Below are 24,034 nucleotides of genomic sequence, written 5' to 3' on the forward strand. Positions count from 1 at the left end.
CGTTTCTTCTGGCTGGAGTTCCCCCTTATGCATCTTAATATCGACTGGCAGGCGGTCGATACCGTCCTGCTTGATATGGACGGCACGCTGCTTGATCTCGCCTTTGATAACTATTTCTGGCAAAAGCTGGTCCCGGAAACATACGGTGAACAGCAGGGGATCTCCCCGGCGGAAGCGCAGGAATTCATTCGTTCGCAATATAGCGCGGTGCAGCATACGCTAAACTGGTACTGTCTTGACTACTGGAGCGAGCGACTCGGTTTGGATATTTGTGCCATGACCACCGCCCAGGGCGCACGCGCCGTACTGCGCGACGATACGGTCCCGTTCCTGGATGCGCTGAAAGCCTGCGGTAAGCGCCGCATTTTGCTGACGAATGCGCATCCCCATAACCTGGCCGTGAAGCTGGAACATACCGGTCTTGCTTCACACCTTGATTTATTGCTTTCCACCCACACATTTGGTTATCCGAAAGAGGATCAGCGGTTGTGGCATGCCGTGGTTGAAGAGACCGGTTTACAGCCGGAACGCACGCTGTTTATTGACGACAGCGAGCCGATTCTGGATTCTGCGGCCGCTTTTGGCATTCGCTATTGTCTGGGCGTGACTAATCCGGATTCCGGCCTGGCTGAAAAAAGCTATCTGCGACATCCGGGGCTGAACGACTATCGCCGGATGACCCCCTCACTCACCGTGAAGGAGACGCCATGAAAGAAAAACCCTCTGATGGGGTAAGACTGGATAAATGGCTGTGGGCCGCCCGTTTTTACAAAACGCGCGCCCTTGCCCGTGAAATGGTTGATGGCGGAAAGGTGCATTACAACGGTCAGCGCAGCAAACCGAGCAAGCTGGTTGAACTGAATGCCACGCTAACGCTTCGCCAGGGCAACGATGAGAAAACGGTGGTGGTGAAAGCCATTACCGAGCAGCGGCGGCCCGCAACCGAAGCCGTTTTGCTGTATGAAGAGACGGCCGAAAGCATAGAGAAGCGCGAGAAAACCGCGCTGGCGCGCAAGATGAATGCGCTGACCATGCCTCACCCGGACCGGCGACCGGATAAAAAAGAGCGCCGCGATCTGATGAAATTTAAACACGGTGAGAGCGAGTAACCCTCACCTGCACGAGAGATGAAAATGGCCCAACACGACCAATTACACCGCTATCTGTTTGAACAATTCGCCGTGCGCGGCGAGCTGGTCACCGTATCCGAAACCTGGAAACAGATTCTGGAAAACCACAACTACCCGCTGCCGGTGAAAACCCTGTTGGGCGAACTGCTGGTTGCCACCAGCCTGCTGACCGCCACGCTGAAGTTCGCTGGCGATATTACCGTTCAGTTGCAGGGTGATGGCCCGATGTCGCTGGCGGTGATCAACGGCAATAACCAGCAGCAGATGCGCGGCGTGGCGCGCGTTCAGGGCGATATTCCTGAAAATGCGGATCTGAAAACGCTGGTCGGAAATGGCTATCTGGTTATCACGATCTCGCCTGAAGAGGGTGAGCGCTATCAGGGCGTTGTCGGTCTGGAAGGCGACACGCTTGCCGCCTGCCTGGAAGATTACTTCATGCGTTCCGAACAGCTGCCAACCCGCCTGTTCATCCGCACCGGTGAAGTGGATGGTCAGCCTGCTGCCGGTGGTATGCTGCTTCAGGTTCTGCCTGCGCAGGATGCGCAGACCAATGATTTCGAGCATCTGGCAACGCTGACGGAAACCATCAAAGCGGAAGAGCTGTTCACCCTGTCGGCGACCGACGTGCTGTGGCGTCTGTACCACGAAGAAGAAGTGACGGTTTACGATCCGCAGGATGTGGAATTTAAGTGCACCTGCTCTCGCGAGCGTTGTGCTGGCGCCCTGAAAACGCTGCCGGATGAAGAGATCGACAGCATCATGGCGGAAGACGGTGAGATCGATATGCACTGTGATTACTGCGGTACGCACTACGTGTTCAATTCCATGGATATCGCGGAGATCCGCAATAACGCCTCTCCGGCGGACCCGCAGGTTCACTAAACCTCTTTCCCCTCACTCCTTTGGGGTGAGGGGTAAAAAACGCCACCCAAGCTGAATCGTTTTGCCAGTGTAACCCTTACGTAATTTTCTTACATGTATGCGATTACATTCACATTCTTCTGGATAAATTCACCAGAGATTAACCTTTTAAGAACATTTTCCCCATCCAAAAAGCGATTCCTGCGATAATCTGCCCGCCCTGTGACTGGAGTCGCAGCGTTTTCCGTTAGTAAGGGTTTTGGCCAGATACGTAAATCTATGAGCCCCGTCGCGGTTAACATCCCCAGAAAAACCCTACAATTTCAGGCAGTACATATTGGCTAAGGAGCAGTGATATGCGTGTTAATGGTTTAACCCCGCAAGATCTCAAGGCTTATGGTATTCACGACGTCCAGGAAGTGGTCTACAACCCCGATTACGATACGCTGTATCAGGAAGAGCTCAATCCGGCACTGGAAGGATACGAGCGTGGTGTGTTGACGAACCTGGGTGCTATCGCCGTCGATACGGGTATTTTTACCGGTCGTTCGCCTAAAGATAAGTATATCGTCCGAGACGACACCACCCGCGATACGCTGTGGTGGGCTGATAAGGGCAAAGGGAAGAACGATAACAAACCGCTCTCCCCGGAAACCTGGCAGCATCTGAAAGGACTTGTCACCCATCAGCTTTCCGGCAAGCGTCTGTTTATTATTGATGCGTTCTGCGGCGCTAACGCCGACACCCGTCTCTCCGTACGGTTCATTACTGAAGTGGCCTGGCAGGCGCATTTCGTGAAGAACATGTTCATTCGTCCGACCGATGAAGAACTGCAAGACTTCACCCCTGACTTTATCGTGATGAACGGCGCGAAATGCACCAACCCGCAGTGGAAAGAGCAGGGTCTGAACTCCGAAAACTTCATCGCCTTCAACCTGACCGAGCGTATCCAGCTGATCGGCGGTACCTGGTACGGCGGCGAAATGAAGAAAGGGATGTTCTCAGTCATGAACTACCTGCTGCCGCTGCGCGGTATCGCCTCCATGCACTGCTCGGCGAACGTCGGGGAAAAAGGCGATGTAGCAGTGTTCTTCGGCCTTTCCGGCACCGGTAAAACAACGCTGTCCACCGATCCAAAACGTCGTCTGATTGGCGACGATGAACACGGCTGGGATGATGACGGCGTGTTTAACTTTGAAGGCGGCTGCTACGCGAAGACCATTCGCCTGTCGGAAGAGGCAGAGCCGGATATCTACCACGCGATTCGCCGCGATGCGCTGCTGGAAAACGTCACCGTGCGTGCCGATGGTTCTATCGACTTCGACGATGCCTCGAAAACGGAAAACACCCGCGTCTCTTACCCGATCTACCACATCGAGAACATCGTCAAGCCGGTATCGAAGGCGGGTCATGCCACGAAGGTGATTTTCCTGACCGCAGATGCGTTCGGCGTGCTGCCACCGGTTTCCCGCCTGACCGCCAGCCAGACGCAGTACCATTTCCTCTCCGGCTTTACCGCTAAACTGGCGGGTACCGAGCGCGGTGTGACCGAGCCAACCCCAACCTTCTCCGCCTGCTTCGGCGCGGCGTTCCTGTCGCTGCACCCAACGCAGTACGCGGAAGTGCTGGTGAAACGCATGCAGGCATCCGGCGCCCAGGCGTACCTGGTGAACACCGGCTGGAACGGTACGGGCAAACGTATCTCCATCAAAGATACACGCGCCATCATCGACGCGATTCTGGATGGTTCGCTGGATAACGCCGAGACCTTTACGCTGCCGATGTTCGATCTGGCGATCCCAACAGAGCTGCCGGGCGTGGATACGCGTATCCTGGATCCGCGTAACACCTACGGTTCACCGGAACAGTGGCGTGAGAAGGCTGAATCGCTGGCGAAACTGTTTATCGAAAACTTCGAGAAGTATACCGACACACCGGCCGGTGCTGCGCTGGTGAGTGCGGGACCAAGGTAAAAGCAAAAAGGCAACGAAAGTTGCCTTTTTTAATGTTTTCTCCCTCTCCCCGTGGGAGAGGGCCGGGGTGAGGGCATCAGGCCCCCCCTTTTTTAACTCTCTTTCACCTGCCCCCGTAAAACCGGCACCGGTAACCACGCACGAATGCTCAAACCGCCCCGCTCGCTGGTGCCAATTTCCAGCAGTCCGTTATGGTTATCAACAATACGCTGCACAATCGCCAGGCCTAAGCCGGTTCCGCTGGTGCTGCGCGCGCTGTCGCCGCGCACAAATGGCTGGAACAGGTGCTTACGCTGCTCAGGCTTAATGCCCGGACCATCGTCTTCCACCTGGAACCAGGCGCGGTTGAGTTCCGTACCGCTGCTGACTTTGATCCAGCCGTTGCCGTACCGCGCCGCGTTGACCACCATATTCGCCACCGCGCGTTTAATGGAGAGCGGATGCATACGTACCTGAATCTCACCTGCCTGAAGGTCGGTCGCAATTTCACGTTCGTAGCCGCTTTCGGCGGCAACCACTTCGCCCAGAACCGCGTTCAGATCCGCCATCTCCATCGGCATCTCCTGCCCGGTGCGCAGGTAGTCGATAAACTGCTCGATGATGGCGTTACACTCTTCGATATCCTTGTTGATGGACTCTGCAAGATAACCATCCTGCTCGCCCATCATCTCTGTTGCCAGCCGGATACGCGTCAACGGGGTGCGAAGGTCATGGCTGACCCCCGCCATCAGCAGCGTACGGTCGTCCGCCAGCTGTTTAACGCCTGCCGCCATGTGGTTAAACGCACGCGTTACCGAGCGCACTTCCGATGCGCCATACTCACGCAGCGGCGGAGGGATAATACCTTTACCGACCTGCAATGCCGCATGCTCCAGATCGACCAGCGGTCGGTTCTGGATACGAATAAACAGCCATGCGCCGCCGATGGCCAGCAGCATGATCGCCAGGGTGTATCGGAACAGCGGCGAGAAGTCGCCCTGATGAATCTCGGTGAGCGGAACGCGCACCCAGATGTTGGGTGACAGCCAGGTTTTCAGCCAGACAACCGGCGAGCTTTTATTGACCTCAACGCGCACTTCCGTCGGGCCGCCAAGCTGCTGCGCCATCTGCTGGCTAAGGAATTCATAGTGCTGCGCCCAGCGCAGGCCGGCATCTTCCGCCGCTTCGTTCGAGTAGAGAGAAATGCCCAGCTCACGGTAGATTTCCCGACGGAATGCCGGGGGAACAACCAACTGCGTGCCGTCCTCCAGTTGCAGTTTGTCGGTCATCAGCATACGCACTTCGTATGCCAGCACCTTATTAAACTGCTGAAGGCTCGGCAGGATTGCAAAGTTCAGCACCACCAGGTAGGTCGTCACCAGACTGACAAACAGCAGGGTGACGATCAATAACAGCGTGCGGGCAAACGAACTTCGCGGCGAGAAGCGCATTCGCCTCATGCTTTAGAGCCGTCCGGAACAAACACGTAGCCCAGACCCCACACGGTCTGAATATAACGAGGATGCGCCGGATCTTCTTCCACCATACGGCGCAGACGAGAGATCTGCACGTCGATAGAACGCTCCATCGCGGAGTATTCACGACCACGCGCCAGGTTCATCAGCTTGTCACGGGAGAGCGGCTCACGCGGGTGACTGACCAGCGCTTTCAGCACCGCGAACTCGCCGCTGGTGAGCGGCATTGGCTCATCTTCACGGAACATTTCACGGGTGCCGAGGTTCAGCTTGAACTTACCGAATGCAATGACGGCCTCTTCCTGAGATGGCGCGCCCGGCAGCTCGTTCGCCTGACGACGCAGCACGGCGCGAATACGTGCCAGCAGTTCACGCGGGTTAAACGGCTTTGGAATGTAGTCATCAGCGCCAATCTCAAGGCCGACAATGCGGTCAACTTCTTCACCCTTCGCCGTCACCATGATGATCGGCATCGGGTTGCTCTGGCTGCGCAGACGGCGGCAAATAGAGAGCCCGTCTTCGCCAGGCAGCATCAGGTCCAACACCATCAGGTGGAAGGATTCACGCGTCAGCAGACGATCCATCTGTTCCGCGTTCGCGACGCTACGAACCTGGAAGCCCTGCTCGGTCAGATAACGTTCCAGCAGCGCACGCAGGCGCATGTCGTCATCTACGACCAGAATTTTGTAGTTCTCTTGCATTGTATGTACTCCCAAAGGTTCGGATAAGCCTGGAACAGCGTATTCTAAAAAAGTGCACGGGTTCGACCAGCAAATTCTGGTATAAATTCTAGACGAAATTGTTACAAAGCATATTTAACAGCAGCTTATCTGTTCATTTCATCACATAAATCATTATTAATCTTGTCTGTTACACTGTGCGCTACGTATTGTGCGCAAAGACAGTTAACCGGCATTAAAGGCTGCACCATGAAAACGCCTCTGATCACCCGTGAAGGGTACGAGAAACTCAAAAAAGAGATGGATTACCTGTGGCGCGAAGAGCGTCCGGAAGTGACCAAAAAAGTCACCTGGGCAGCAAGCCTGGGCGACCGCAGCGAGAATGCGGACTACCAGTACAATAAAAAGCGGCTGCGCGAAATCGATCGCCGGGTACGCTACCTGACGAAGTGCCTCGAGAATCTCAAAATTGTCGATTACTCCCCGCAGCAGGAAGGTAAAGTCTTCTTCGGCGCGTGGGTCGAAATTGAAAACGACAGCGGCGACACCCTGCGTTTTCGTATCGTCGGCTACGATGAAATTTTCGGTCGTAAGGATTACATTTCTATCGACTCACCCATGGCCCGCGCCCTGCTGAAAAAAGAGGTAGGCGATTTAGCCGTTGTCCAGACGCCTGCGGGTGAAGCAAGCTGGTACGTCAACGAAATCGAGTATGTTAAATAGTCCGAGAGCGCCCTCCCCGGCTGGCATTTTTTGGTGTCAGCCCGTATAACTATCCCCCTGATTTTCGATCCACAAGATGAACTGACCATGATGAAAGAGTCGCTCTGCCGCATTATTGCGGGTGAACTTCAGGCCAGAGCCGAACAGGTAGAAGCTGCCGTTCGCCTGCTTGATGAAGGGAACACCGTGCCGTTTATTGCACGTTATCGTAAGGAAGTCACCGGCGGTCTGGATGACACGCAGCTGCGAAACCTGGAGACCCGTCTGGGCTATCTTCGCGAGCTGGAAGACCGACGTCAGGCGATCCTCAAATCTATCGGCGAGCAGGGCAAGCTGACCAGTGACCTGGAAAAAGCCATTAACGGTACCCTGAGTAAAACCGAGCTCGAAGACCTCTATCTGCCGTACAAACCGAAGCGCCGCACGCGCGGGCAGATTGCGATCGAAGCCGGCCTTGAGCCACTGGCCGATCTGCTGTGGAACGAGCCGTCTCACGATCCGGAAACCGAAGCCGCCAAATTTATCGACGCCGATAAAGGCGTAGCGGACACCAAAGCCGCGCTGGACGGCGCGCGCTACATTCTGATGGAGCGCTTCGCCGAAGACGCGGCGCTGCTGGCCAAAGTGCGTGATTACCTGTGGAAGAACGCGCATATCGTCTCCACCGTGGTGTCCGGCAAAGAGGAAGAAGGCGCGAAATTCCGCGACTACTTCGATCACCACGAACCCATTTCTACCGCGCCGTCTCACCGCGCGCTGGCGATGTTCCGCGGCCGTAACGAAGGCGTGCTGCAACTCTCCCTGAATGCCGATCCACAGTTTGACGAGCCGCCAAAAGAGAGCCACTGCGAGCAGATCATTATCGACCATCTGGGCCTGCGCCTGAACAACGCCCCGGCGGACAGCTGGCGCAAAGGCGTGGTGAGCTGGACCTGGCGCATCAAGGTGCTGATGCACCTCGAAACCGAGCTGATGGGCACCGTGCGCGAGCGCGCCGAAGACGAAGCGATCAACGTCTTCGCCCGTAACCTGCACGACCTGCTGATGGCGGCGCCAGCTGGCCTGCGCGCCACCATGGGTCTCGATCCGGGTCTGCGTACCGGCGTGAAGGTGGCCGTGGTTGACGGCACCGGCAAGCTTGTCGCCACCGACACCATTTACCCGCACACCGGTCAGGCAGCGAAAGCGGCTGTCGTCGTCGCCGCGCTGTGCGAGAAGTACAACGTTGAGCTGGTTGCCATCGGTAACGGTACGGCGTCCCGAGAAACTGAACGTTTCTATCTCGACGTGCAGAAGCAGTTCCCGAAAGTGACGGCGCAGAAAGTGATCGTCAGTGAAGCGGGGGCATCTGTCTATTCCGCCTCGGAACTGGCAGCGCAGGAGTTCCCGGATCTGGACGTTTCCCTGCGCGGCGCGGTCTCTATCGCCCGTCGTTTGCAGGATCCGCTGGCGGAGCTGGTGAAGATTGACCCGAAATCCATCGGCGTGGGCCAGTATCAGCACGACGTGAGCCAGACGCAGCTGGCGCGCAAGCTGGATGCGGTAGTGGAAGACTGTGTTAACGCCGTCGGCGTGGACCTGAACACCGCTTCCGTGCCCCTGCTGACCCGCGTGGCGGGCCTGACCCGTATGATGGCGCAGAATATCGTCGCCTGGCGTGATGAAAACGGTCAGTTCCAGAACCGCCAGCAGCTGCTGAAGGTGAGCCGTCTGGGGCCGAAAGCATTTGAGCAGTGCGCGGGCTTCCTGCGCATCAACCACGGCGATAACCCGCTGGATGCCTCTACCGTTCACCCGGAAGCCTATCCGGTTGTCGAGCGTATCCTGGCCGCCACCCGGCAGGCGCTGAAAGACTTGATGGGCGACAGCAGCGCGCTGCGTAACCTGAAAGCGGTGGATTTCACCGACGAACAGTTCGGCGTGCCGACGGTCACCGACATCATCAAAGAGCTGGAAAAACCGGGCCGCGATCCGCGTCCTGAGTTTAAAACCGCGACCTTTGCTGAGGGCGTAGAAACCATGAACGACCTGCTGCCGGGCATGGTGCTGGAGGGGGCGGTAACCAACGTCACCAACTTTGGCGCGTTTGTGGATATCGGCGTGCATCAGGATGGTCTGGTGCATATCTCTTCCCTCGCCGACAAGTTCGTTGAAGATCCGCACACCGTGGTCAAAGCGGGCGACATCGTGAAGGTGAAAGTGCTCGAAGTGGATCTCCAGCGCAAGCGTATTGCCCTGACCATGCGTCTGGACGAGCAGCCGGGCGACACTAACGCGCGCCGTGGCGGTAATGGCGGTGGCCGTGAACAGCAGCGTCCGGCAGCGAAAGCCGCGAAGCCACGCGGACGTGACGCACAGCCGGCGGGCAACAGCGCGATGATGGATGCGCTGGCAGCGGCGATGGGTAAGAAACACTAATGCTGTAAATGCCCGGTGGCGCGACGCTTACCGGGCCTACGGTTTTGTAGGCCGGGCAAACGCAGTGCCGCCCGGCAAGCAGGCCGCAGGGAATAAAAATAAATATGTTGTATCCATATTTAAACCACGAATTATCACCTCATTAACAAATAGCCCTCTTTTTATTTTCACCTCAATTTCGAAAATATTGAGCAAGGTCAAGCAGACCGCAAATTAATACGATTAACAACATCCCGTCACATTTTTATTATTGCTGATAAAAACCATTCTCATTATCATCGCAGTGTAGATTATTTAACCTATCGTGGAATCAGGCGCTATGCAATTCACTCCAGACAGTGCGTGGAAAATTATCGGTTTTACCCGTGAGATAAGCCCGGCCTATCGGCAGAAGCTCCTGTCACTGGGCATGCTACCCGGCTCATCATTCCAGGTTGTGCGCGTTGCGCCGTTGGGCGATCCAGTTCATATCGAAACCCGACGCGTTAATCTGGTTCTGCGTAAAAAAGACCTCGCATTAATTGAAGTTGAATCTTTATCCCGTTAACAAGCCAGCGGTTTCAGTGAGTCTATTACAATGAAAAAATTAACTATTGGCTTAATTGGCAATCCTAATTCCGGCAAGACAACCTTATTTAATCAGTTAACCGGCGCACGCCAGCGTGTGGGAAATTGGGCAGGCGTGACGGTGGAACGCAAAGAAGGCCAGTTCACCACGACAGATAATCAGGTCACGCTGGTTGATTTACCGGGGACCTATTCCCTCACCACGATTTCATCCCAGACCTCTCTCGATGAGCAAATTGCCTGCCACTATATTCTGAGCGGCGACGCGGTTCTGCTTATCAACGTGGTGGATGCCTCTAACCTCGAACGAAATCTGTATCTCACGTTACAGCTGCTGGAGCTGGGTATTCCCTGCATCGTGGCGCTTAACATGCTCGACATCGCGGAGAAGCAAAAGCTGCGCATCGACGTCGATGCCCTCTCCGCCCGTCTGGGCTGCCCGGTGGTTCCGCTGGTTTCCACCCGCGCTCGCGGCATTGACGCCCTGAAGCTGGCGATTGACCGCCACACGGGCAATGCCGACGTCGAACTGGTGCACTACGCCCAGCCGCTGCTGCGCGAAGCCGGGCAGCTGGCGCAGGAGATGGATAACAGCATGCCCGCCAGACAACGTCTGTGGCTTGGCCTGCAAATGCTGGAAGGCGATATCTACAGCCGCGCCTACGCAGGCGATGCGGCGGATAAGCTGGACGTCGCACAGGCTCGCCTGAGCGACGAGCTGGATGACCCGGCCCTGCACATTGCGGATGCGCGCTATCAGGCCATTGCCGCTATCTGTGACGTGGTCAGCAATGCATTAACCGCTGAACCCAGCCGCTTCACCGCCGCCGTGGATAAGATTGTGCTCAACCGCTTCCTCGGTTTACCGATCTTTTTACTGGTGATGTATGTGATGTTCCTGCTCGCCATTAACATCGGCGGTGCATTACAACCTATCTTTGATGGCGGCTCTGTCGCTATCTTCGTGCACGGTATTCAGTGGCTGGGCTACACCCTCCACTTCCCGGAATGGTTGACCATCTTCCTTGCGCAGGGGATCGGCGGCGGGATCAATACCGTCCTGCCGCTGGTGCCGCAGATCGGCATGATGTACCTGTTCCTCTCCTTCCTTGAGGATTCCGGTTACATGGCGCGCGCCGCCTTCGTGATGGACCGCCTGATGCAGGCGCTGGGGCTGCCGGGCAAATCCTTCGTGCCGCTGATTGTCGGCTTTGGCTGTAACGTGCCGTCAGTCATGGGCGCGCGTACGCTGGATGCCCCGCGCGAACGCCTGATGACCATCATGATGGCGCCGTTCATGTCCTGCGGCGCGCGGCTGGCGATCTTCGCGGTCTTTGCCGCGGCGTTCTTTGGTCAGGAAGGAGCGCTGGCCGTCTTCTCCCTGTATGTGCTGGGTATCGTGATGGCTATTCTCACCGGCCTGATGCTGAAGCACACCATCATGCGTGGCGAAGCGTCGCCGTTCGTGATGGAACTGCCGGTTTATCACGTTCCGCATCTGAAAAGCCTGATTATTCAGACATGGCAGCGCCTGAAGGGCTTCGTTCTGCGCGCCGGTAAGGTGATTGTGGTGGTCAGCATTTTCCTGAGCGCCCTGAACAGCTTCACTCTGAGCGGCCAGGCCGCGGACAACATTAATGACTCTGCCCTGGCCTCCGTCAGCCGGATCATTACGCCGGTCTTCAAACCGATTGGCGTTCAGGAAGACAACTGGCAGGCAACCGTGGGCCTGTTCACCGGCGCGATGGCAAAAGAGGTGGTTGTCGGCACCCTGAACACGCTTTACACCGCGGAAAACATCCAGGAAGAGGAGTTTAATCCGGCAGCGTTCAACCTCGGCGATGAACTGCTTGGCGCGGTGGAAGAAACCTGGCAGAGCCTGAAAGACACCTTCAGCCTGAGCGTACTGGCGAACCCGATTGAAGCCAGCAAAGGCGACGGCGAAATGGCGACCGGAGCAATGGGCGTGATGGGCCAGAAATTTGGCAGCGCGTCGGCGGCCTACAGCTACCTGATCTTCGTCCTGCTCTATATTCCGTGCATCTCGGTCATGGGCGCCATTGCCCGTGAGTCCAGCCGCGGCTGGATGGGCTTCTCCATTCTGTGGGGGCTGAACATTGCCTACTCACTGGCGACCGTGTTTTATCAGGCCGTCAATTACAGCCAGCATCCGCGCTACAGCCTGGTCTGTATCCTCGCGGTGATCCTGTTTAACGTGATGGTGATTGGCCTGCTGCGCCGGGCGCGTAGCCGCGTTGACGTTAACCTGCTGGCAACGCGCAAAACCCCGACGACCTGCTGTAGCAGCCCTGCGGGCGACTGTCACTAAAGGGAAGAAAGATGGCATCGTTGATTCAGGTTCGTGACTTACTGGCGTTACAGGGGCGAATGGAGGCGAAGCAGCTCAGCCTCAGCCTGCATACGCCGCAGCCGATGATCGATGCCATGCTGGAAAGGCTGGAGGCCATGGGGAAAGCCGTGCGCATTCAGGAAGAGCCGGACAGTTGTCTGTCCGGCAGTTGTAAGAGTTGTCCTGAAGGTAAAGCCTGTCTCAGGGAGTGGTGGACGCTTCGCTGATAAAACCGGACAGCGCCGAACAAAACTCAGCAGGATGAGAGATGAACGGCGCATGTGCCGCTTTGGCAACCACCATTGATTTACTCTCCGGCCACAGCGCATCCAGCAGCGGAACCACCTTGCGCGGAACCAGTCCATCCAGATAGCCATAAATACGCAGATGCGGCACCGTTAACGACGCCAGCGGCTCGCGCAGATCGGCCGTTTTCAGGATTTCCAGCCCTCCGTTCAGCACCTCAACCTCCGGCATCGGCAGAGAAAGCACCGTCTGCTTCAGCGTCCGCGCATCCTGACGGGCGGTTTCTGTTCCCATCGTCTGTAATGCCAGGAAACGCTCCACCGTCCGCTGGAAGTCTTCGCTCAGCTGATGCTGGAACCCGGCCAGCACCTCAGGTTTGATGCCCGGCCACGCCTCGCGGGCGCTGAAACAGGGTGATGAGGCAACGGTGATCAGCGCCTGGACCCGTGCAGGATGGCGCAGCGCAATCTGGCTTGCCACCAGCCCGCCCAGGCTCCAGCCGAGCCAGACGGCTTTTTGCGGCGCCGCTTCCAGAACCTGCTCCGCCATGTCGTCGAGCGTCATCGCGCCGTAGCCGTGGCTGCGGCCATAGCCCGGTAGATCCACCAGGTGTACCGTGAATTGCGAGGCCAGTTCCTCACTTATGCAACGCCACACTTCGGCGTTCAGTCCCCATCCGTGCAGCAGCACAAGATGACAATTTCCCGTCCCAACGGTCTGCCACCACAGCGTCTTCATCAGTTAACGTTCTCTTTTTTCACATGGAGGTTGCGTATGCTAACAGTGCCCGGCTTGTGCTGGCTATGCCGAATGCCACTTGCGATGAGCGCGTGGGGCGTCTGTTCCGTTTGCACGCGAGCACTGGGTTACCTGAAGGGCTGTCCGCAATGCGGCTTGCCTGCCGTAAGCCAGACGCTCCCCTGCGGCCGTTGCCTGAAAAAAGCGCCGCCGTGGAGCGCGCTGGTGGCGGTAGATGATTACGTTTTGCCGCTGAGTCGTCTGGTTCATCAGTTTAAGTTTTCCAGCCAGACTGCACTGGCGCAGCCCCTGGCACGCCTGTTGTTACTGGCGGTATTACAGGCGCGAAGAACGCGCGGGCTGCCGCCGGTCGACACGCTTGTGAACGTGCCACTGTTTCAGCGTCGGCACTGGCGGCGGGGATACAATCAGAGCGACCTGCTGTGCCGTCCGCTCGCCCACTGGCTGGGTTGCCGGTACCCAGCCTCTGCGCTGAAACGTACTCATGCCACTGCCGTTCAGCACCGGCTCAACGCCCGGTCGCGCAAAAGGAACCTGAAAAACGCCTTTCGCCTTGAATTGCCGGTCAACGGCCTCCATATCGCGATTGTGGATGATGTCGTCACCACGGGCAGTACCGTGGCTGAACTTTCCCGACTGCTTTTGCAAAGCGGCGCCGCGTCAGTTCAGGTATGGTGTCTGTGCCGTACCTTGTAGCCCTTCTTCAATGGGCGTATGATTATACCCAGGTAATTTAGTCAACTATTAGGCCAAAGCTATGATCCGTATTTCCGATTCTGCACAAGCGCACTTTGCCAAACTGCTGGCAAATCAGGAAGAAGGGACGCAGATCCGCGTGTTTGTGATCAATCCAGGCACTCCGAATGCAGAATGTGGTGTCTCTTATTGCCCTCCGGATGCTGTGGAAGCAACTGACACTGCCCTTAAATTTGAACAGCTCACCGCGTACGTTGATGAGCTGAGCGCGCCGTATCTTGAAGATGCGGAGATTGATTTCGTCACTGACCAGCTGGGTTCTCAGCTGACGCTGAAGGCGCCAAACGCGAAGATGCGTAAAGTTTCTGACGATGCCCCGCTGATGGAGCGTGTGGAATATCTGCTGCAATCGCAGATCAACCCGCAGCTGGCCGGCCACGGGGGACGTGTTTCCCTGATGGAAATCACCGAAGATGGTCTGGCGATCCTGCAATTCGGCGGCGGCTGTAACGGCTGCTCCATGGTTGATGTAACCCTGAAAGAAGGGATCGAGAAGCAGCTGCTGAACGAATTCCCGGAACTGAAAGGCGTGCGCGATCTGACCGAGCACCAGCGCGGCGAGCACTCTTACTACTGATTCAGTACCCGTCTGTATTGCCCGGTGGCGCTGCGCTTACCGGGCCTACTTTTTCTTGCCTCCCCCTCTGTATGTTGACCTGCGTCTCATAATTTAAATTTTACCTGCCTGGGTGATTCTCAATCACATCATGTTACCCGTATCATTCTCGTGGGCACTCAACACCCTTATAACAGCCGACTAAACTTAACGTTTTCGCAGGCATCAGTATGAGTGCCGTTAACACTCTGTTCCCAGTTGGGACAACCGGAATTTGTCGTTGAAACAATGACGTTACCCATAACAATTCAAAGGCCAGGTCAATCATGCCATTAGTCATCGTCGCTATCGGTGTTGTGTTATTACTGCTCTTGATGATCCGCTTCAAAATGAACGGATTTATCGCTCTGGTTCTGGTGGCACTTGCAGTCGGTCTGATGCAGGGAATGCCGCTGGTTAAAGTTATCAGCTCCATTAAAGCCGGTGTCGGCGGTACGCTCGGCAGCCTGGCGCTGATCATGGGCTTCGGCGCCATGCTCGGTAAAATGCTCGCGGACTGCGGTGGCGCACAGCGTATTGCCACAACGCTGATCGACAAATTTGGTAAGAAGAACATTCAATGGGCGGTGGTGTTAACCGGTTTTACCGTCGGTTTCGCGCTGTTCTATGAAGTGGGCTTCGTGCTGATGCTGCCGCTGGTGTTCACCATCGCCGCTGCCGCCAACATCCCGCTGCTGTTCGTGGGTGTGCCGATGGCTGCGGCGCTGTCCGTCACCCACGGTTTCCTGCCGCCGCACCCGGGCCCAACGGCTATCGCCACCATCTTCCATGCCGATATGGGTAAAACCCTGCTGTTCGGTACGATTCTGGCGATCCCGACGGTGATTCTGGCAGGCCCGGTGTATGCGCGCTTCCTGAAAGGCATTGATAAGCCTATCCCGGAAGGGCTGTACAGCGCCAAAACCTTTACTGAAGAAGAGATGCCAGGCTTTGGCGTCAGCGTCTGGACCTCACTGGTACCGGTGATCCTGATGGCGATGCGTGCCATAGCAGAGATGGTTCTGCCGAAAGGTCACGCGTTCCTGTCCGTTGCGGAGTTCCTGGGCGACCCGGTGATGGCGACGCTGATTGCGGTCCTGATCGCCATGTTCACCTTCGGTCTTAACCGTGGCCGTTCCATGGATCAGATCAACGACACGCTGACTTCTTCCATCAAAATCATTGCCATGATGCTGCTGATCATCGGCGGTGGCGGCGCGTTCAAGCAGGTGCTGGTCGACAGCGGCGTGGATAAATACATCGCGGCCATGATGCATGAAACCAACGTCTCCCCGCTGCTGATGGCATGGTCTATTGCCGCGGTGTTGCGTATCGCGCTGGGCTCTGCGACCGTTGCGGCGATTACCGCGGGCGGTATCGTTGCGCCGCTGATTGCGACCACGGGCGTAAGCCCTGAGCTGATGGTTATTGCGGTCGGTTCCGGTAGCGTGATTTTCTCCCACGTGAACGATCCGGGCTTCTGGCTGTTCAAGGAGTACTTCAACCTGACCATCGGTGAAACCATCAAGTCCTGGTCCGCGCTGGAAACCATTATTTCGGTGTGCGGTCTGGTCGGGGTGCTGCTGTTGAATATGGTGGTTTGATGTATTAAGTCGGGTGGCGGCTATGCCTTACCCGACCTACTTAATGCACGTAGGCCCGGTAAGCGTTAGCGCCACCGGGCAATAAAAAACCCGCCACTGGCGGGTTTTTTATCACTTCTTCGCTGCTGCTTTTCGCCGTTTATCCAAATCCTTAATCAACCTGTTCACCCCGTCATCGGCAAACATCGCTTCAAGCGTTGTGGACAGCTTGCGACGCCAGTTTTTGTACTGATAGCTGGTGCCGGGGATGTTTACCGGCTCCGCCATATCAATCCAGTCTTCCGGTTGCAGACCGAGCAACGCGCTGTTGCTGTCGGCAATATAGCGCTGTAAGCCACGGTTAAGCGTTGGCGTCATCGACATCAGCGACGCCTTATGCCCGGCGCGCTTCGGCAGACAGCCATGCTTATGCAGCGCATCCAGCAACCCCTGCTTCGCCAGCTCGCGATCCTGATACAGCCCACGCAGAACCTCTTCATCCGGGTAGAGACCCAGCGTTTTGCCGAGCGTCAGGTCGCCGCTTTCCCAGTAGCCTCTGAGCGTAGGAAGATCATGCGTCGTCGCGACTGCCATTGACTGTTCAGGGTACGCTTTCGGCGCGCGGAAGGTTTTCTCATGGTCGTTTTCAAAATAGAGCACTTTGTAGGAGTAAACCCCGCTGTCGCGGAGCTTGCTGACAATTTCCACCGGCACGGTACCGAGATCTTCGCCAATCACCATGCACTGATGACGTTTACTCTCCAGCGCGAGGATTGAGAGCAGGTCGTCCACCGGATACTGCACGTACGCCCCGTGGTCAGCCGTTTCACCGTACGGGATCCACCACAGGCGCAGCACGGACATCACGTGGTCGATACGCAACGCACCGCAGTTCTTCATGTTAGCGCGCAGCAGGTCGATAAACGGCTCGTAGGCACGCGCCGCCATCACGTGCGGATCCATCGGCGGTAAGCCCCAGTTCTGACCAAGCGGGCCCAGAATATCCGGCGGCGCCCCCACAGAAGCTTTCAGGCAGTAAAGTTCACGGTCACACCAGGTTTCCGCCCCGCCTTCCGCCACGCCGACGGCCAGATCGCGATACAACCCGATCGGCATGTTATAGCCCTGGCTCACCTGCCAGCAGGCGGCAAACTGGCTGTACGCCAGCCACTGCAACCAGAGATAGAAATCCACCTCGTCGGCATGCGTCTCACAGAATGCCTTCACTTCCGGGGTATCAACGGACTGATAGGCTTCCGGCCACACCGGCCAGCCCCAGCGCATCTCGTCCTCCTGAACCTGATACGCATGCAGCGCATCAAACGCTGCCTGCCAGTAAAGGCTCTCGCCTTCCTGCATCACAAACTGGCGGAAGGCTGCCATCTGCTCGTCGTCACGCTTCGCAAAGCCCTTCCAGGCCAGACGCAGAGCCGCCATTTTCAGCGCGGTCACGGAGGCATAATCAACCCAGTCCGCATCGCGGGCCTGTTTCAGCAGCTGTTGCGTAGTCTCAAGCTTCCACCACGCCTGCGCCTCTTTGCTGTTTTTGAAATCGTCTAACGCGTTAACGTCGATGTAAATCACGTTCAGCCAGCGACGGGAAGACGGGCTGTACGGGCTGGCGCTTTCCGGATTCGCCGGATAGAGGGCGTGGATCGGGTTGAGGCCGATGAACGCGCCGCCGCGCTCACCAACAGATGCCAGCATCTTTTTCAGGTCGCCAAAATCACCAATGCCCCAGTTGCTGTCCGAACGCAGGGTATAGAGCTGCACGCAGGCGCCCCACAGCTTTTTGCCTTCACGCAGCGCCTGCGGCTCATAGCAGCGCTTTGGCGCCACAATCACCCGACAGTGAAAACGCTGGTCGTCCCGGGTCAGCGTAAGCGTGTGGTAGCCCTCCGGCAGCTTCGCCGGAAGGTTAAGGGTTTTGCCGCCGGTGGCATGGCCTTTGTGCTGATGCCCCTCTTCGGTGGTGAGCAGCCAACTGAACTCGCCGCGCCCTTCCACCGCCAGCGGCATCTTTTTGCCTGCGGTAAAGACCTTGACGTTCGGCACCGGCGCACCCGACGCTTTCGCGTCGGTTTTGTGCATGGCATCCAGCAAACGTCTTTTGGTGTCCGCACCAATAGACTGCGGTTTGCCGTGCGCATTGATGTAACTGAGGCTAATTCCCGCCGCCTGCGCGGCACTGTCCAGACGTTTACTCTCCATCGCGCTTCCTTAGCGTTTTGCCTGCCAGATACGAGCCTGATAATCACGGATTGAGCGGTCAGAGCTGAACATACCGCAGCGCGCGGTGTTCAGGATACACGCGCGGGTCCAGGCATCCTGGTCGCGATACAGCACGTCGACCTGCTTCTGCGCTTCAACGTAAGCAGAGAAGTCAGCCATCACCAGGTACGGGTCGCCGCCCTGTTTGTCCATGCTGTGCAGCATCTGGTCAAACGCGTGCTTGTCGCCGTCACTGTACTTCCCGCTTTCCAGCTCTTTGAGCACCGCATCCAGCACTTTATCTTTTTTACGCCATTTCACCGGGTCGTACCCTTTGGCTTTGATGGCTTTCACTTCTTCAACAGTATGGCCGAAGATAAAGATGTTCTCTTCGCCGACCTTCTCGGCGATTTCGACGTTCGCACCGTCCAGCGTGCCGACGGTCAGCGCGCCGTTCAGGGCCAGCTTCATATTGCCGGTACCGGACGCTTCTTTACCGGCGGTAGAGATCTGCTCGGAAATATCCGCCGCCGGGATCAGCATTTCAGCCGCAGAAACGCAGTAGTCCGGCAGGAACACCACCTTCAGCTTGTCGCCCACTTTCGGATCGCTGTTGATCGCCGCCGCCACTTTATTAATGGCAAGGATAATGTTTTTCGCCAGGTAGTAGCCCGGCGCCGCTTTCGCACCGAACAGGAACACGCGCGGGACGCGGTCGGCCTGCGGGTTCTCGCGGATCTCTTTGTACAGCGCCAGAATGTGCAGCAGGTTCAGGTGCTGACGTTTGTACTCGTGCAGTCGTTTGATCTGGATATCGAAAATCGCATTCGGGTTGATCTCAATTCCGGTGCGCATTTTCACAAACTCGGCCAGACGAACCTTGTTCTCCAGCTTAATGGCGCGGTACTGCTCGCGGAACTTCGCGTTGTCGGCCTGTTTTTCCAGGTTGATGAGCTGGTCCAGGTCGTTGGCCCACTCTTTCTTCAGGGTCTTGTCCAGCAGGCCGGCCAGCAGCGGGTTGCACTGCTTAATCCAGCGACGCGGCGTGATGCCGTTGGTCACGTTATGGAATTTGGTCGGCCACAGCTGGTGGTATTCCGGGAAGAGATCTTTCACCACCAGATCCGAGTGCAGCGCGGCCACGCCGTTCACCGCAAAGCCGCTGACCACGCACATGTTCGCCATGCGCACCTGCTTGTCGTGCACAACGGCCAGCTTCGCCCAGACGGCCTTATCGCCCGGCCAGGTTTTCTCCACCAGCGTTTTGAACTGGTCGTTAATCTTGTTGATGATCTGCATATGGCGCGGCAGCAGCGTTTTCACCAGCTTCTCATCCCAGCACTCGAGCGCTTCCGGCATCAGGGTGTGGTTGGTGTAGGCGAAGGTGCGGCTGGTAATGGCCCAGGCGTCGTCCCAGCTCAGCTGATGCTCGTCGATCAGCACGCGCAGCAGCTCCGGGATCGCAATGGTCGGATGCGTGTCGTTAAGCTGAATAACTTCGAAGTCCGGCAGCTGAGCCAGCTTGCGGCCCGCCAGGTGGTGGCGACGCAGAATATCCGCCACGGAGCAGGCGCACTGGAAGTACTGCTGCATCAGACGCAGCTTTTTACCCGCCAGATGATTATCGTTCGGGTAGAGGACTTTGGTCAGCTTCTCGGCGTCGATCCCCTGCTGCTCGGCGCGCAGGAAATCACCGTCGTTGAATTTGGTCAGGTTAAACGGATGCGCGTGCTTCGCCTGCCACAGGCGCAGCGGCTGCGCCACGCCGTTACGGTAGCCGAGTACCGGCAGGTCCCAGGCTTCACCGGTAATGGTGAACGCCGGTTCCCAGAGTCCCTGCTTCGTGACTTTCCCGCCAATCCCGACCTGCACATCCAGCTGCGCGTTGTGGCGGAACCACGGATAGGTATTGCGGTGCCAGTCGTCTGGCGCTTCCATCTGATGGCCGTCGGCAAATGACTGACGGAACAGGCCGTACTGATAGTTCAGGCCATAGCCAATCGCCGACTGGCCCACGGTTGCCATGGAATCCAGGAAACAGGCTGCCAGACGTCCCAGACCGCCGTTACCCAGCGCCGGATCAATCTCTTCTTCCAGCAGATCGGTCAGGTTGATGTCGTGTTCTTTCAGCACGTCACCGACCTCCTGATACCAGCCAAGGTTCAGCAGATTGTTACCCGTCAGACGGCCAATCAGGAACTCCATTGAAATGTAGTTGACGTGACGCTGGCCTTTCACGGGCTTCGTCACAGGCTGAGCGTCCAGCTGCTCTGCGAGCGCCCCGCTCACCGCCTGCCACCACTGGTGAGGCGTCATTTCGTTTGCAGCATGAAGGCCAAAACGCTGCCACTGACGCGTCAGGGCAGCCTGAAATTGAGCTTTGTTGAAAGTAGGCTGTGACATAGGGAATCGGCATCCTGTAGAGAGTAAAAACATTTAGCGCTAGTGTGCCTGGCTCATTGCGCCTCTTCCTCCTCCTGTCGGGGATTAGACAGGGAGGAGTAGCGGGGATGAGCATAAAAGTGTGATCGAGGCCACTGTGTGAGTGTGCGCTTCGCTGAAAAAGCGATCCCGGAAGAGCGTCAAAGAAATGAAATGCAGTTTCGGAGGAATTAATCATCGCTGAAATGATTACTTACGTAGAATAATATTTCCGCGCGTCGGGATTATTCAGCACCCCTATTAAGCCGATGCAACTTTCCCCGAAGTTAATTAACTTCAGCGTCATTATCTCTTTCTGAAACCAGTTTCAGCGCAACCGCGACTTATGCAGACAAGCCAGAAGCAGCGCGGCATCCAGCCATTTACGGAAAGTTCCATCAGTGATGAGAATGTTTTGTGACAGAGTGCAAATTCAGAGCCTCCAAACCCAGACATAACTTGCAATAGTTCCTCTATTGGCCGAACTTATAGATATTAATTACGAAGCGCAAAAAAAATAAATTCTCTCGTTCCCCACAGTGAAGTGAAAACTATGTTGATTCCGTCCAAATTAAGTCGCCCGGTTCGTCTTGACCATACTGTGGTCCGCGAGCGCCTGCTGGCTAAACTTTCCGGTGCGCATAATTTCCGACTGGCGCTGGTTACGAGTCCTGCGGGTTATGGAAAAACAACGCTCATTTCGCAATGGGCGGCAGGTAAAAGCGATCTTGGCTGGTACTCCCTGGATGAAGGGGATAACCAGCAGGAGCGTTTTGCCAGCTATTTAATTGCCGCGATTCAGCAGGCAACCAACGGACACTGCGTCACCAGCGAGGTGATGGTGCAAAAGCGCCAGTACGCCAGCCTGTCCTCTCTTTTCTCCCAGCTGTTTATCGAGCTGGCCGAATGGCATCGCCCGCTGTATGTGGTGATTGATGATTATCATCTGATCACCAACCCGGTTATTCACGAGTCCATGCGTTTCTTCCTGCGCCATCAGCCGGAAAACCTGACGCTGGTTGTCCTGTCGCGTAACCTTCCGCAGTTGGGCATTGCCAACCTGCGCGTGCGCGATCAGCTGCTGGAAATCGGCAGTCAGCAGCTGGCCTTTACCCATCAGGAAGCGAAGCAGTTCTTTGACTGCCGCCTGACGTCTCCGATTGAGGCGTCGGAAAGCAGCCGCCTGTGCGATGACGTTGCCGGCTGGGCCACGGCGCTTCAGCTGATTGCCCTCTCCGCGCGGCAAAACAACAGCCCGACGCATCAGTCCGCACGCCGCCTGGCGGGCATCAACGCCAGCCACCTGTCGGATTATCTGGTGGATGAGGTACTCGACAGCGTTGACCTCTCCACCCGCCATTTCCTGCTGAAAAGCTCCCTGCTGCGTTCCATGAACGATGCGCTGATTGTACGCGTCACCGGCATTGAAAACGGGCAGCTTCAGCTCGAAGAGATTGAACGTCAGGGTCTGTTCCTGACGCGCATGGACGATCCCGGCGAATGGTTTAGCTACCATCCGCTGTTTGGCAGCTTCCTGCGCCAGCGTTGCCAGTGGGAACTGGCCGCAGAGCTGCCTGACATTCACCGCGCCGCCGCCGAAAGCTGGATGGCGCAAGGTTTCCCGAGCGAAGCTATCCACCATGCGCTGGCCGCCGGGGATGCCGGTATGCTGCGCGATATTCTGCTCAACCACGCGTGGGGACTGTTCAACCACAGTGAACTGACGCTGCTGGAAGAGTCGTTAAAAGCGCTGCCGTGGGAAAGCCTGCTGGAGAATCCGCGTCTGGTGCTGCTCCAGGCCTGGCTGATGCAGAGCCAGCATCGCTACAGCGAAGTGAACACCCTGCTGGCGCGCGCCGAGCAGGAGATGGAAAGTGAGATGGATACCACCCTGCATGGCGAATTTAACGCCCTGCGTGCGCAGGTGGCGATTAACGACGGTGACCCTGATGAAGCCGAACGGCTGGCGATGGTCGCGCTGGATGAGCTGCCGCTGGCGAATTTTTACAGCCGTATTGTGGCCACCTCGGTACACGGCGAAGTGCTGCACTGTAAGGGCGATCTCACGCGTTCGCTTTCACTCATGCAGCAAACCGAACAGATGGCGCGCCGCCACGATGTCTGGCATTACGCCCTCTGGAGCCTGATCCAGCAAAGCGAGATTTTATTTGCTCAGGGATTCCTGCAAGCCGCCTGGGAAAATCAGGAGAAAGCGTTCCAGCTGATCCGTGAACAACATCTGGAACAGCTGCCGATGCACGAGTTCCTGTTGCGTATTCGCGCTCAGCTGCTGTGGGCATGGTCGCGTCTGGATGAAGCAGAAAGCTGTGCCCGCCAGGGTCTGAATGTTCTTTCAAGCTTCCAGCCGCAGCAGCAGCTCCAGTGTCTGGCTCTGCTGGTGCAGTGCTCGCTGGCGCGCGGCGACCTGGATAATGCCCGCAACCATCTTAACCGCCTGGAAAACCTGCTCGGCAACGGGCAGTACCATAGCGACTGGGTGTCCAACGCCGATAAGGTCCGGGTGATTTACTGGCAGATGACCGGCGATAAAAAGTCCGCCGCCAACTGGCTGCGTCATACGCCTAAACCGGAATTTGCCAATAACCACTTCCTGCAAAGCCAGTGGCGCAACATCGCTCGCGTGCAGATCCTGCTGGGTGACTTTGAGCCTGCCGAGATTGTGCTGGAAGAGTTAAACGAAAACGCCCGCAGCCTGCGCCTGATGAGCGATTTAAACCGCAACCTGCTGCTGTTAAACCAGCTTTACTGGCAGGCGGGCCGTAAAAACGATGCCCAGCGCGTACTGCTGGAAGCGTTACAGCTGGCGAACCGCACCGGGTTTATCAGCCACTTTGTGATTGAGGGTGAAGTGATGGCCCAGCAGCTGCGCCAGCTGATTCAGCTCAACACGCTGCCGGAACTCGATCAGCATCGCGCCCAGCGCATTCTGCGCGAGATTAACCAGCATCATCGCCACAAGTTTGCGCACTTCGATGAGAACTTTGTTGAACGTCTGCTGAACCATCCAGAAGTGCCGGAGCTTATCCGCACCAGCCCGCTCACCCAGCGTGAATGGCAGGTGCTGGGGCTGATCTACTCAGGCTACAGCAACGAGCAGATTGCCGGTGAGCTGGCGGTGGCGGCGACCACCATCAAAACGCACATTCGCAATCTGTATCAGAAGCTGGGCGTGGCGCACCGTCAGGATGCGGTGCAGCATGCGCAGCAGCTGTTGAAGATGATGGGATATGGAGTGTAGATCCTCTGCGGTCTGATGCCCTCACCCCGGCCCTCTCCCACAGGGAGA

At 56.9% G+C, this 24,034-nt stretch carries 18 protein-coding genes; 13 read left to right on the plus strand and 5 right to left on the minus strand.

What is annotated here, in order from left to right; genetic code table 11:
• Window positions 1-27 precede the first annotated feature (27 nt).
• The 4 genes from yrfG (at window position 28) to pckA (ending at window position 3,964) form a co-directional block, all read left to right on the plus strand.
• On the plus strand, window positions 28-711 hold the full coding sequence (yrfG, locus tag ACOTY5_RS19815) for a GMP/IMP nucleotidase (RefSeq protein WP_062934132.1): 684 nt from the start codon (window positions 28-30) through the stop codon (window positions 709-711).
• A complete protein-coding gene (gene hslR, locus ACOTY5_RS19820; RefSeq protein WP_003861618.1) occupies window positions 708-1,109 on the plus strand; it encodes a ribosome-associated heat shock protein Hsp15 in 402 nt (133 codons plus the stop codon). Before yrfG ends, hslR begins: the two co-directional genes overlap by 4 nt.
• 24 nt (window positions 1,110-1,133) lie before the next feature.
• A complete protein-coding gene (gene hslO / locus ACOTY5_RS19825) occupies window positions 1,134-2,012 on the plus strand; it encodes an Hsp33 family molecular chaperone HslO (RefSeq protein WP_023304550.1) in 879 nt (292 codons plus the stop codon).
• A gap of 335 nt (window positions 2,013-2,347) precedes the next feature.
• The gene (gene pckA, locus ACOTY5_RS19830) at window positions 2,348-3,964 is read left to right on the plus strand and encodes a phosphoenolpyruvate carboxykinase (ATP) (protein ID WP_017693860.1); all 1,617 of its coding nucleotides are present in this window, start codon (window positions 2,348-2,350) and stop codon (window positions 3,962-3,964) included.
• Between the two features lie 92 nt (window positions 3,965-4,056).
• On the opposite strand, the gene envZ is transcribed toward pckA, so the two are convergent.
• Window positions 4,057-5,403 carry a two-component system sensor histidine kinase EnvZ gene (gene envZ, locus ACOTY5_RS19835; protein WP_003861615.1) on the minus strand — a complete coding sequence of 449 codons (1,347 nt, stop codon included), beginning with the start codon at window positions 5,401-5,403 and terminating at the stop codon, window positions 4,057-4,059.
• On the minus strand, window positions 5,400-6,119 hold the full coding sequence (ompR, locus tag ACOTY5_RS19840) for a two-component system response regulator OmpR (RefSeq protein WP_001157751.1): 720 nt from the start codon (window positions 6,117-6,119) through the stop codon (window positions 5,400-5,402). Before ompR ends, envZ begins: the two co-directional genes overlap by 4 nt.
• A gap of 228 nt (window positions 6,120-6,347) precedes the next feature.
• On the opposite strand from ompR, the gene greB reads away from it, so the two are divergent.
• The 5 genes from greB to feoC all read left to right on the plus strand — a co-directional run bounded on the left by greB (window position 6,348) and on the right by feoC (window position 12,383).
• Window positions 6,348-6,821: a transcription elongation factor GreB gene (gene greB / locus ACOTY5_RS19845; protein WP_017384149.1), complete on the plus strand. Its 474-nt coding sequence runs from the start codon at window positions 6,348-6,350 to the stop codon at window positions 6,819-6,821.
• 87 nt (window positions 6,822-6,908) lie between these two features.
• Window positions 6,909-9,239 carry a Tex family protein gene (locus tag ACOTY5_RS19850; protein WP_045142192.1) on the plus strand — a complete coding sequence of 777 codons (2,331 nt, stop codon included), beginning with the start codon at window positions 6,909-6,911 and terminating at the stop codon, window positions 9,237-9,239.
• Between the two features lie 319 nt (window positions 9,240-9,558).
• Window positions 9,559-9,786, plus strand: coding sequence for a ferrous iron transporter A (gene feoA / locus ACOTY5_RS19855; RefSeq protein ID WP_003861611.1), 228 nt, complete (start codon window positions 9,559-9,561; stop codon window positions 9,784-9,786).
• Window positions 9,787-9,816: 30 nt separating this feature from the next.
• The gene (gene feoB / locus ACOTY5_RS19860) at window positions 9,817-12,135 is read left to right on the plus strand and encodes a Fe(2+) transporter permease subunit FeoB (protein WP_421631997.1); all 2,319 of its coding nucleotides are present in this window, start codon (window positions 9,817-9,819) and stop codon (window positions 12,133-12,135) included.
• A gap of 11 nt (window positions 12,136-12,146) precedes the next feature.
• Window positions 12,147-12,383: a [Fe-S]-dependent transcriptional repressor FeoC gene (gene feoC / locus ACOTY5_RS19865; protein ID WP_015571443.1), complete on the plus strand. Its 237-nt coding sequence runs from the start codon at window positions 12,147-12,149 to the stop codon at window positions 12,381-12,383.
• Here the strand turns inward: feoC and bioH are convergent.
• The gene (bioH, locus tag ACOTY5_RS19870; RefSeq protein ID WP_045142191.1) at window positions 12,358-13,140 is read right to left on the minus strand and encodes a pimeloyl-ACP methyl ester esterase BioH; all 783 of its coding nucleotides are present in this window, start codon (window positions 13,138-13,140) and stop codon (window positions 12,358-12,360) included. The genes feoC and bioH overlap by 26 nt on opposite strands.
• A gap of 36 nt (window positions 13,141-13,176) precedes the next feature.
• On the opposite strand from bioH, the gene gntX reads away from it, so the two are divergent.
• The 3 genes from gntX to gntT all read left to right on the plus strand — a co-directional run bounded on the left by gntX (window position 13,177) and on the right by gntT (window position 16,116).
• On the plus strand, window positions 13,177-13,857 hold the full coding sequence (gene gntX, locus ACOTY5_RS19875; protein WP_017384146.1) for a DNA utilization protein GntX: 681 nt from the start codon (window positions 13,177-13,179) through the stop codon (window positions 13,855-13,857).
• 61 nt (window positions 13,858-13,918) lie between these two features.
• The gene (gene nfuA / locus ACOTY5_RS19880) at window positions 13,919-14,494 is read left to right on the plus strand and encodes a Fe-S biogenesis protein NfuA (RefSeq protein ID WP_003861601.1); all 576 of its coding nucleotides are present in this window, start codon (window positions 13,919-13,921) and stop codon (window positions 14,492-14,494) included.
• Window positions 14,495-14,799: 305 nt separating this feature from the next.
• Window positions 14,800-16,116 carry a gluconate transporter gene (gntT, locus tag ACOTY5_RS19885; protein WP_017384145.1) on the plus strand — a complete coding sequence of 439 codons (1,317 nt, stop codon included), beginning with the start codon at window positions 14,800-14,802 and terminating at the stop codon, window positions 16,114-16,116.
• Between the two features lie 111 nt (window positions 16,117-16,227).
• On the opposite strand, the gene malQ is transcribed toward gntT, so the two are convergent.
• Together malQ and malP are read right to left on the minus strand one after the other, a co-directional pair.
• Window positions 16,228-18,306, minus strand: coding sequence for a 4-alpha-glucanotransferase (gene malQ / locus ACOTY5_RS19890; protein WP_017384144.1), 2,079 nt, complete (start codon window positions 18,304-18,306; stop codon window positions 16,228-16,230).
• A 9-nt stretch (window positions 18,307-18,315) separates the two neighbouring features.
• A complete protein-coding gene (gene malP / locus ACOTY5_RS19895; RefSeq protein ID WP_015571448.1) occupies window positions 18,316-20,709 on the minus strand; it encodes a maltodextrin phosphorylase in 2,394 nt (797 codons plus the stop codon).
• 571 nt (window positions 20,710-21,280) lie between these two features.
• Here malP and malT point away from each other — a divergent pair.
• Window positions 21,281-23,986 carry an HTH-type transcriptional regulator MalT gene (gene malT, locus ACOTY5_RS19900; protein ID WP_045142189.1) on the plus strand — a complete coding sequence of 902 codons (2,706 nt, stop codon included), beginning with the start codon at window positions 21,281-21,283 and terminating at the stop codon, window positions 23,984-23,986.
• The last annotated feature ends 48 nt before the right edge of the window (window positions 23,987-24,034 follow it).

Origin of the sequence: Enterobacter cloacae complex sp. SHL018 (assembly GCF_049237905.1) — a bacterium.
In the GTDB taxonomy this organism is placed as follows: Bacteria; Pseudomonadota; Gammaproteobacteria; order Enterobacterales; family Enterobacteriaceae; genus Enterobacter; species Enterobacter hormaechei_C.

Excerpts from the sequence above, each read along its gene's own strand:
- yrfG (WP_062934132.1), top strand. The coding sequence starts at position 28 with ATGCATCTTAATATCGACTGGCAGGCGGTCGATACCGTCCTGCTTGAT.
- hslR (WP_003861618.1), top strand. The coding sequence starts at position 708 with ATGAAAGAAAAACCCTCTGATGGGGTAAGACTGGATAAATGGCTGTGG.
- hslO (WP_023304550.1), top strand. The coding sequence starts at position 1,134 with ATGGCCCAACACGACCAATTACACCGCTATCTGTTTGAACAATTCGCC.
- pckA (WP_017693860.1), top strand. The coding sequence starts at position 2,348 with ATGCGTGTTAATGGTTTAACCCCGCAAGATCTCAAGGCTTATGGTATT.
- envZ (WP_003861615.1), bottom strand. The coding sequence starts at position 5,403 with ATGAGGCGAATGCGCTTCTCGCCGCGAAGTTCGTTTGCCCGCACGCTG.
- ompR (WP_001157751.1), bottom strand. The coding sequence starts at position 6,119 with ATGCAAGAGAACTACAAAATTCTGGTCGTAGATGACGACATGCGCCTG.
- greB (WP_017384149.1), top strand. The coding sequence starts at position 6,348 with ATGAAAACGCCTCTGATCACCCGTGAAGGGTACGAGAAACTCAAAAAA.
- ACOTY5_RS19850 (WP_045142192.1), top strand. The coding sequence starts at position 6,909 with ATGATGAAAGAGTCGCTCTGCCGCATTATTGCGGGTGAACTTCAGGCC.
- feoA (WP_003861611.1), top strand. The coding sequence starts at position 9,559 with ATGCAATTCACTCCAGACAGTGCGTGGAAAATTATCGGTTTTACCCGT.
- feoB (WP_421631997.1), top strand. The coding sequence starts at position 9,817 with ATGAAAAAATTAACTATTGGCTTAATTGGCAATCCTAATTCCGGCAAG.
- feoC (WP_015571443.1), top strand. The coding sequence starts at position 12,147 with ATGGCATCGTTGATTCAGGTTCGTGACTTACTGGCGTTACAGGGGCGA.
- bioH (WP_045142191.1), bottom strand. The coding sequence starts at position 13,140 with ATGAAGACGCTGTGGTGGCAGACCGTTGGGACGGGAAATTGTCATCTT.
- gntX (WP_017384146.1), top strand. The coding sequence starts at position 13,177 with ATGCTAACAGTGCCCGGCTTGTGCTGGCTATGCCGAATGCCACTTGCG.
- nfuA (WP_003861601.1), top strand. The coding sequence starts at position 13,919 with ATGATCCGTATTTCCGATTCTGCACAAGCGCACTTTGCCAAACTGCTG.
- gntT (WP_017384145.1), top strand. The coding sequence starts at position 14,800 with ATGCCATTAGTCATCGTCGCTATCGGTGTTGTGTTATTACTGCTCTTG.
- malQ (WP_017384144.1), bottom strand. The coding sequence starts at position 18,306 with ATGGAGAGTAAACGTCTGGACAGTGCCGCGCAGGCGGCGGGAATTAGC.
- malP (WP_015571448.1), bottom strand. The coding sequence starts at position 20,709 with ATGTCACAGCCTACTTTCAACAAAGCTCAATTTCAGGCTGCCCTGACG.
- malT (WP_045142189.1), top strand. The coding sequence starts at position 21,281 with ATGTTGATTCCGTCCAAATTAAGTCGCCCGGTTCGTCTTGACCATACT.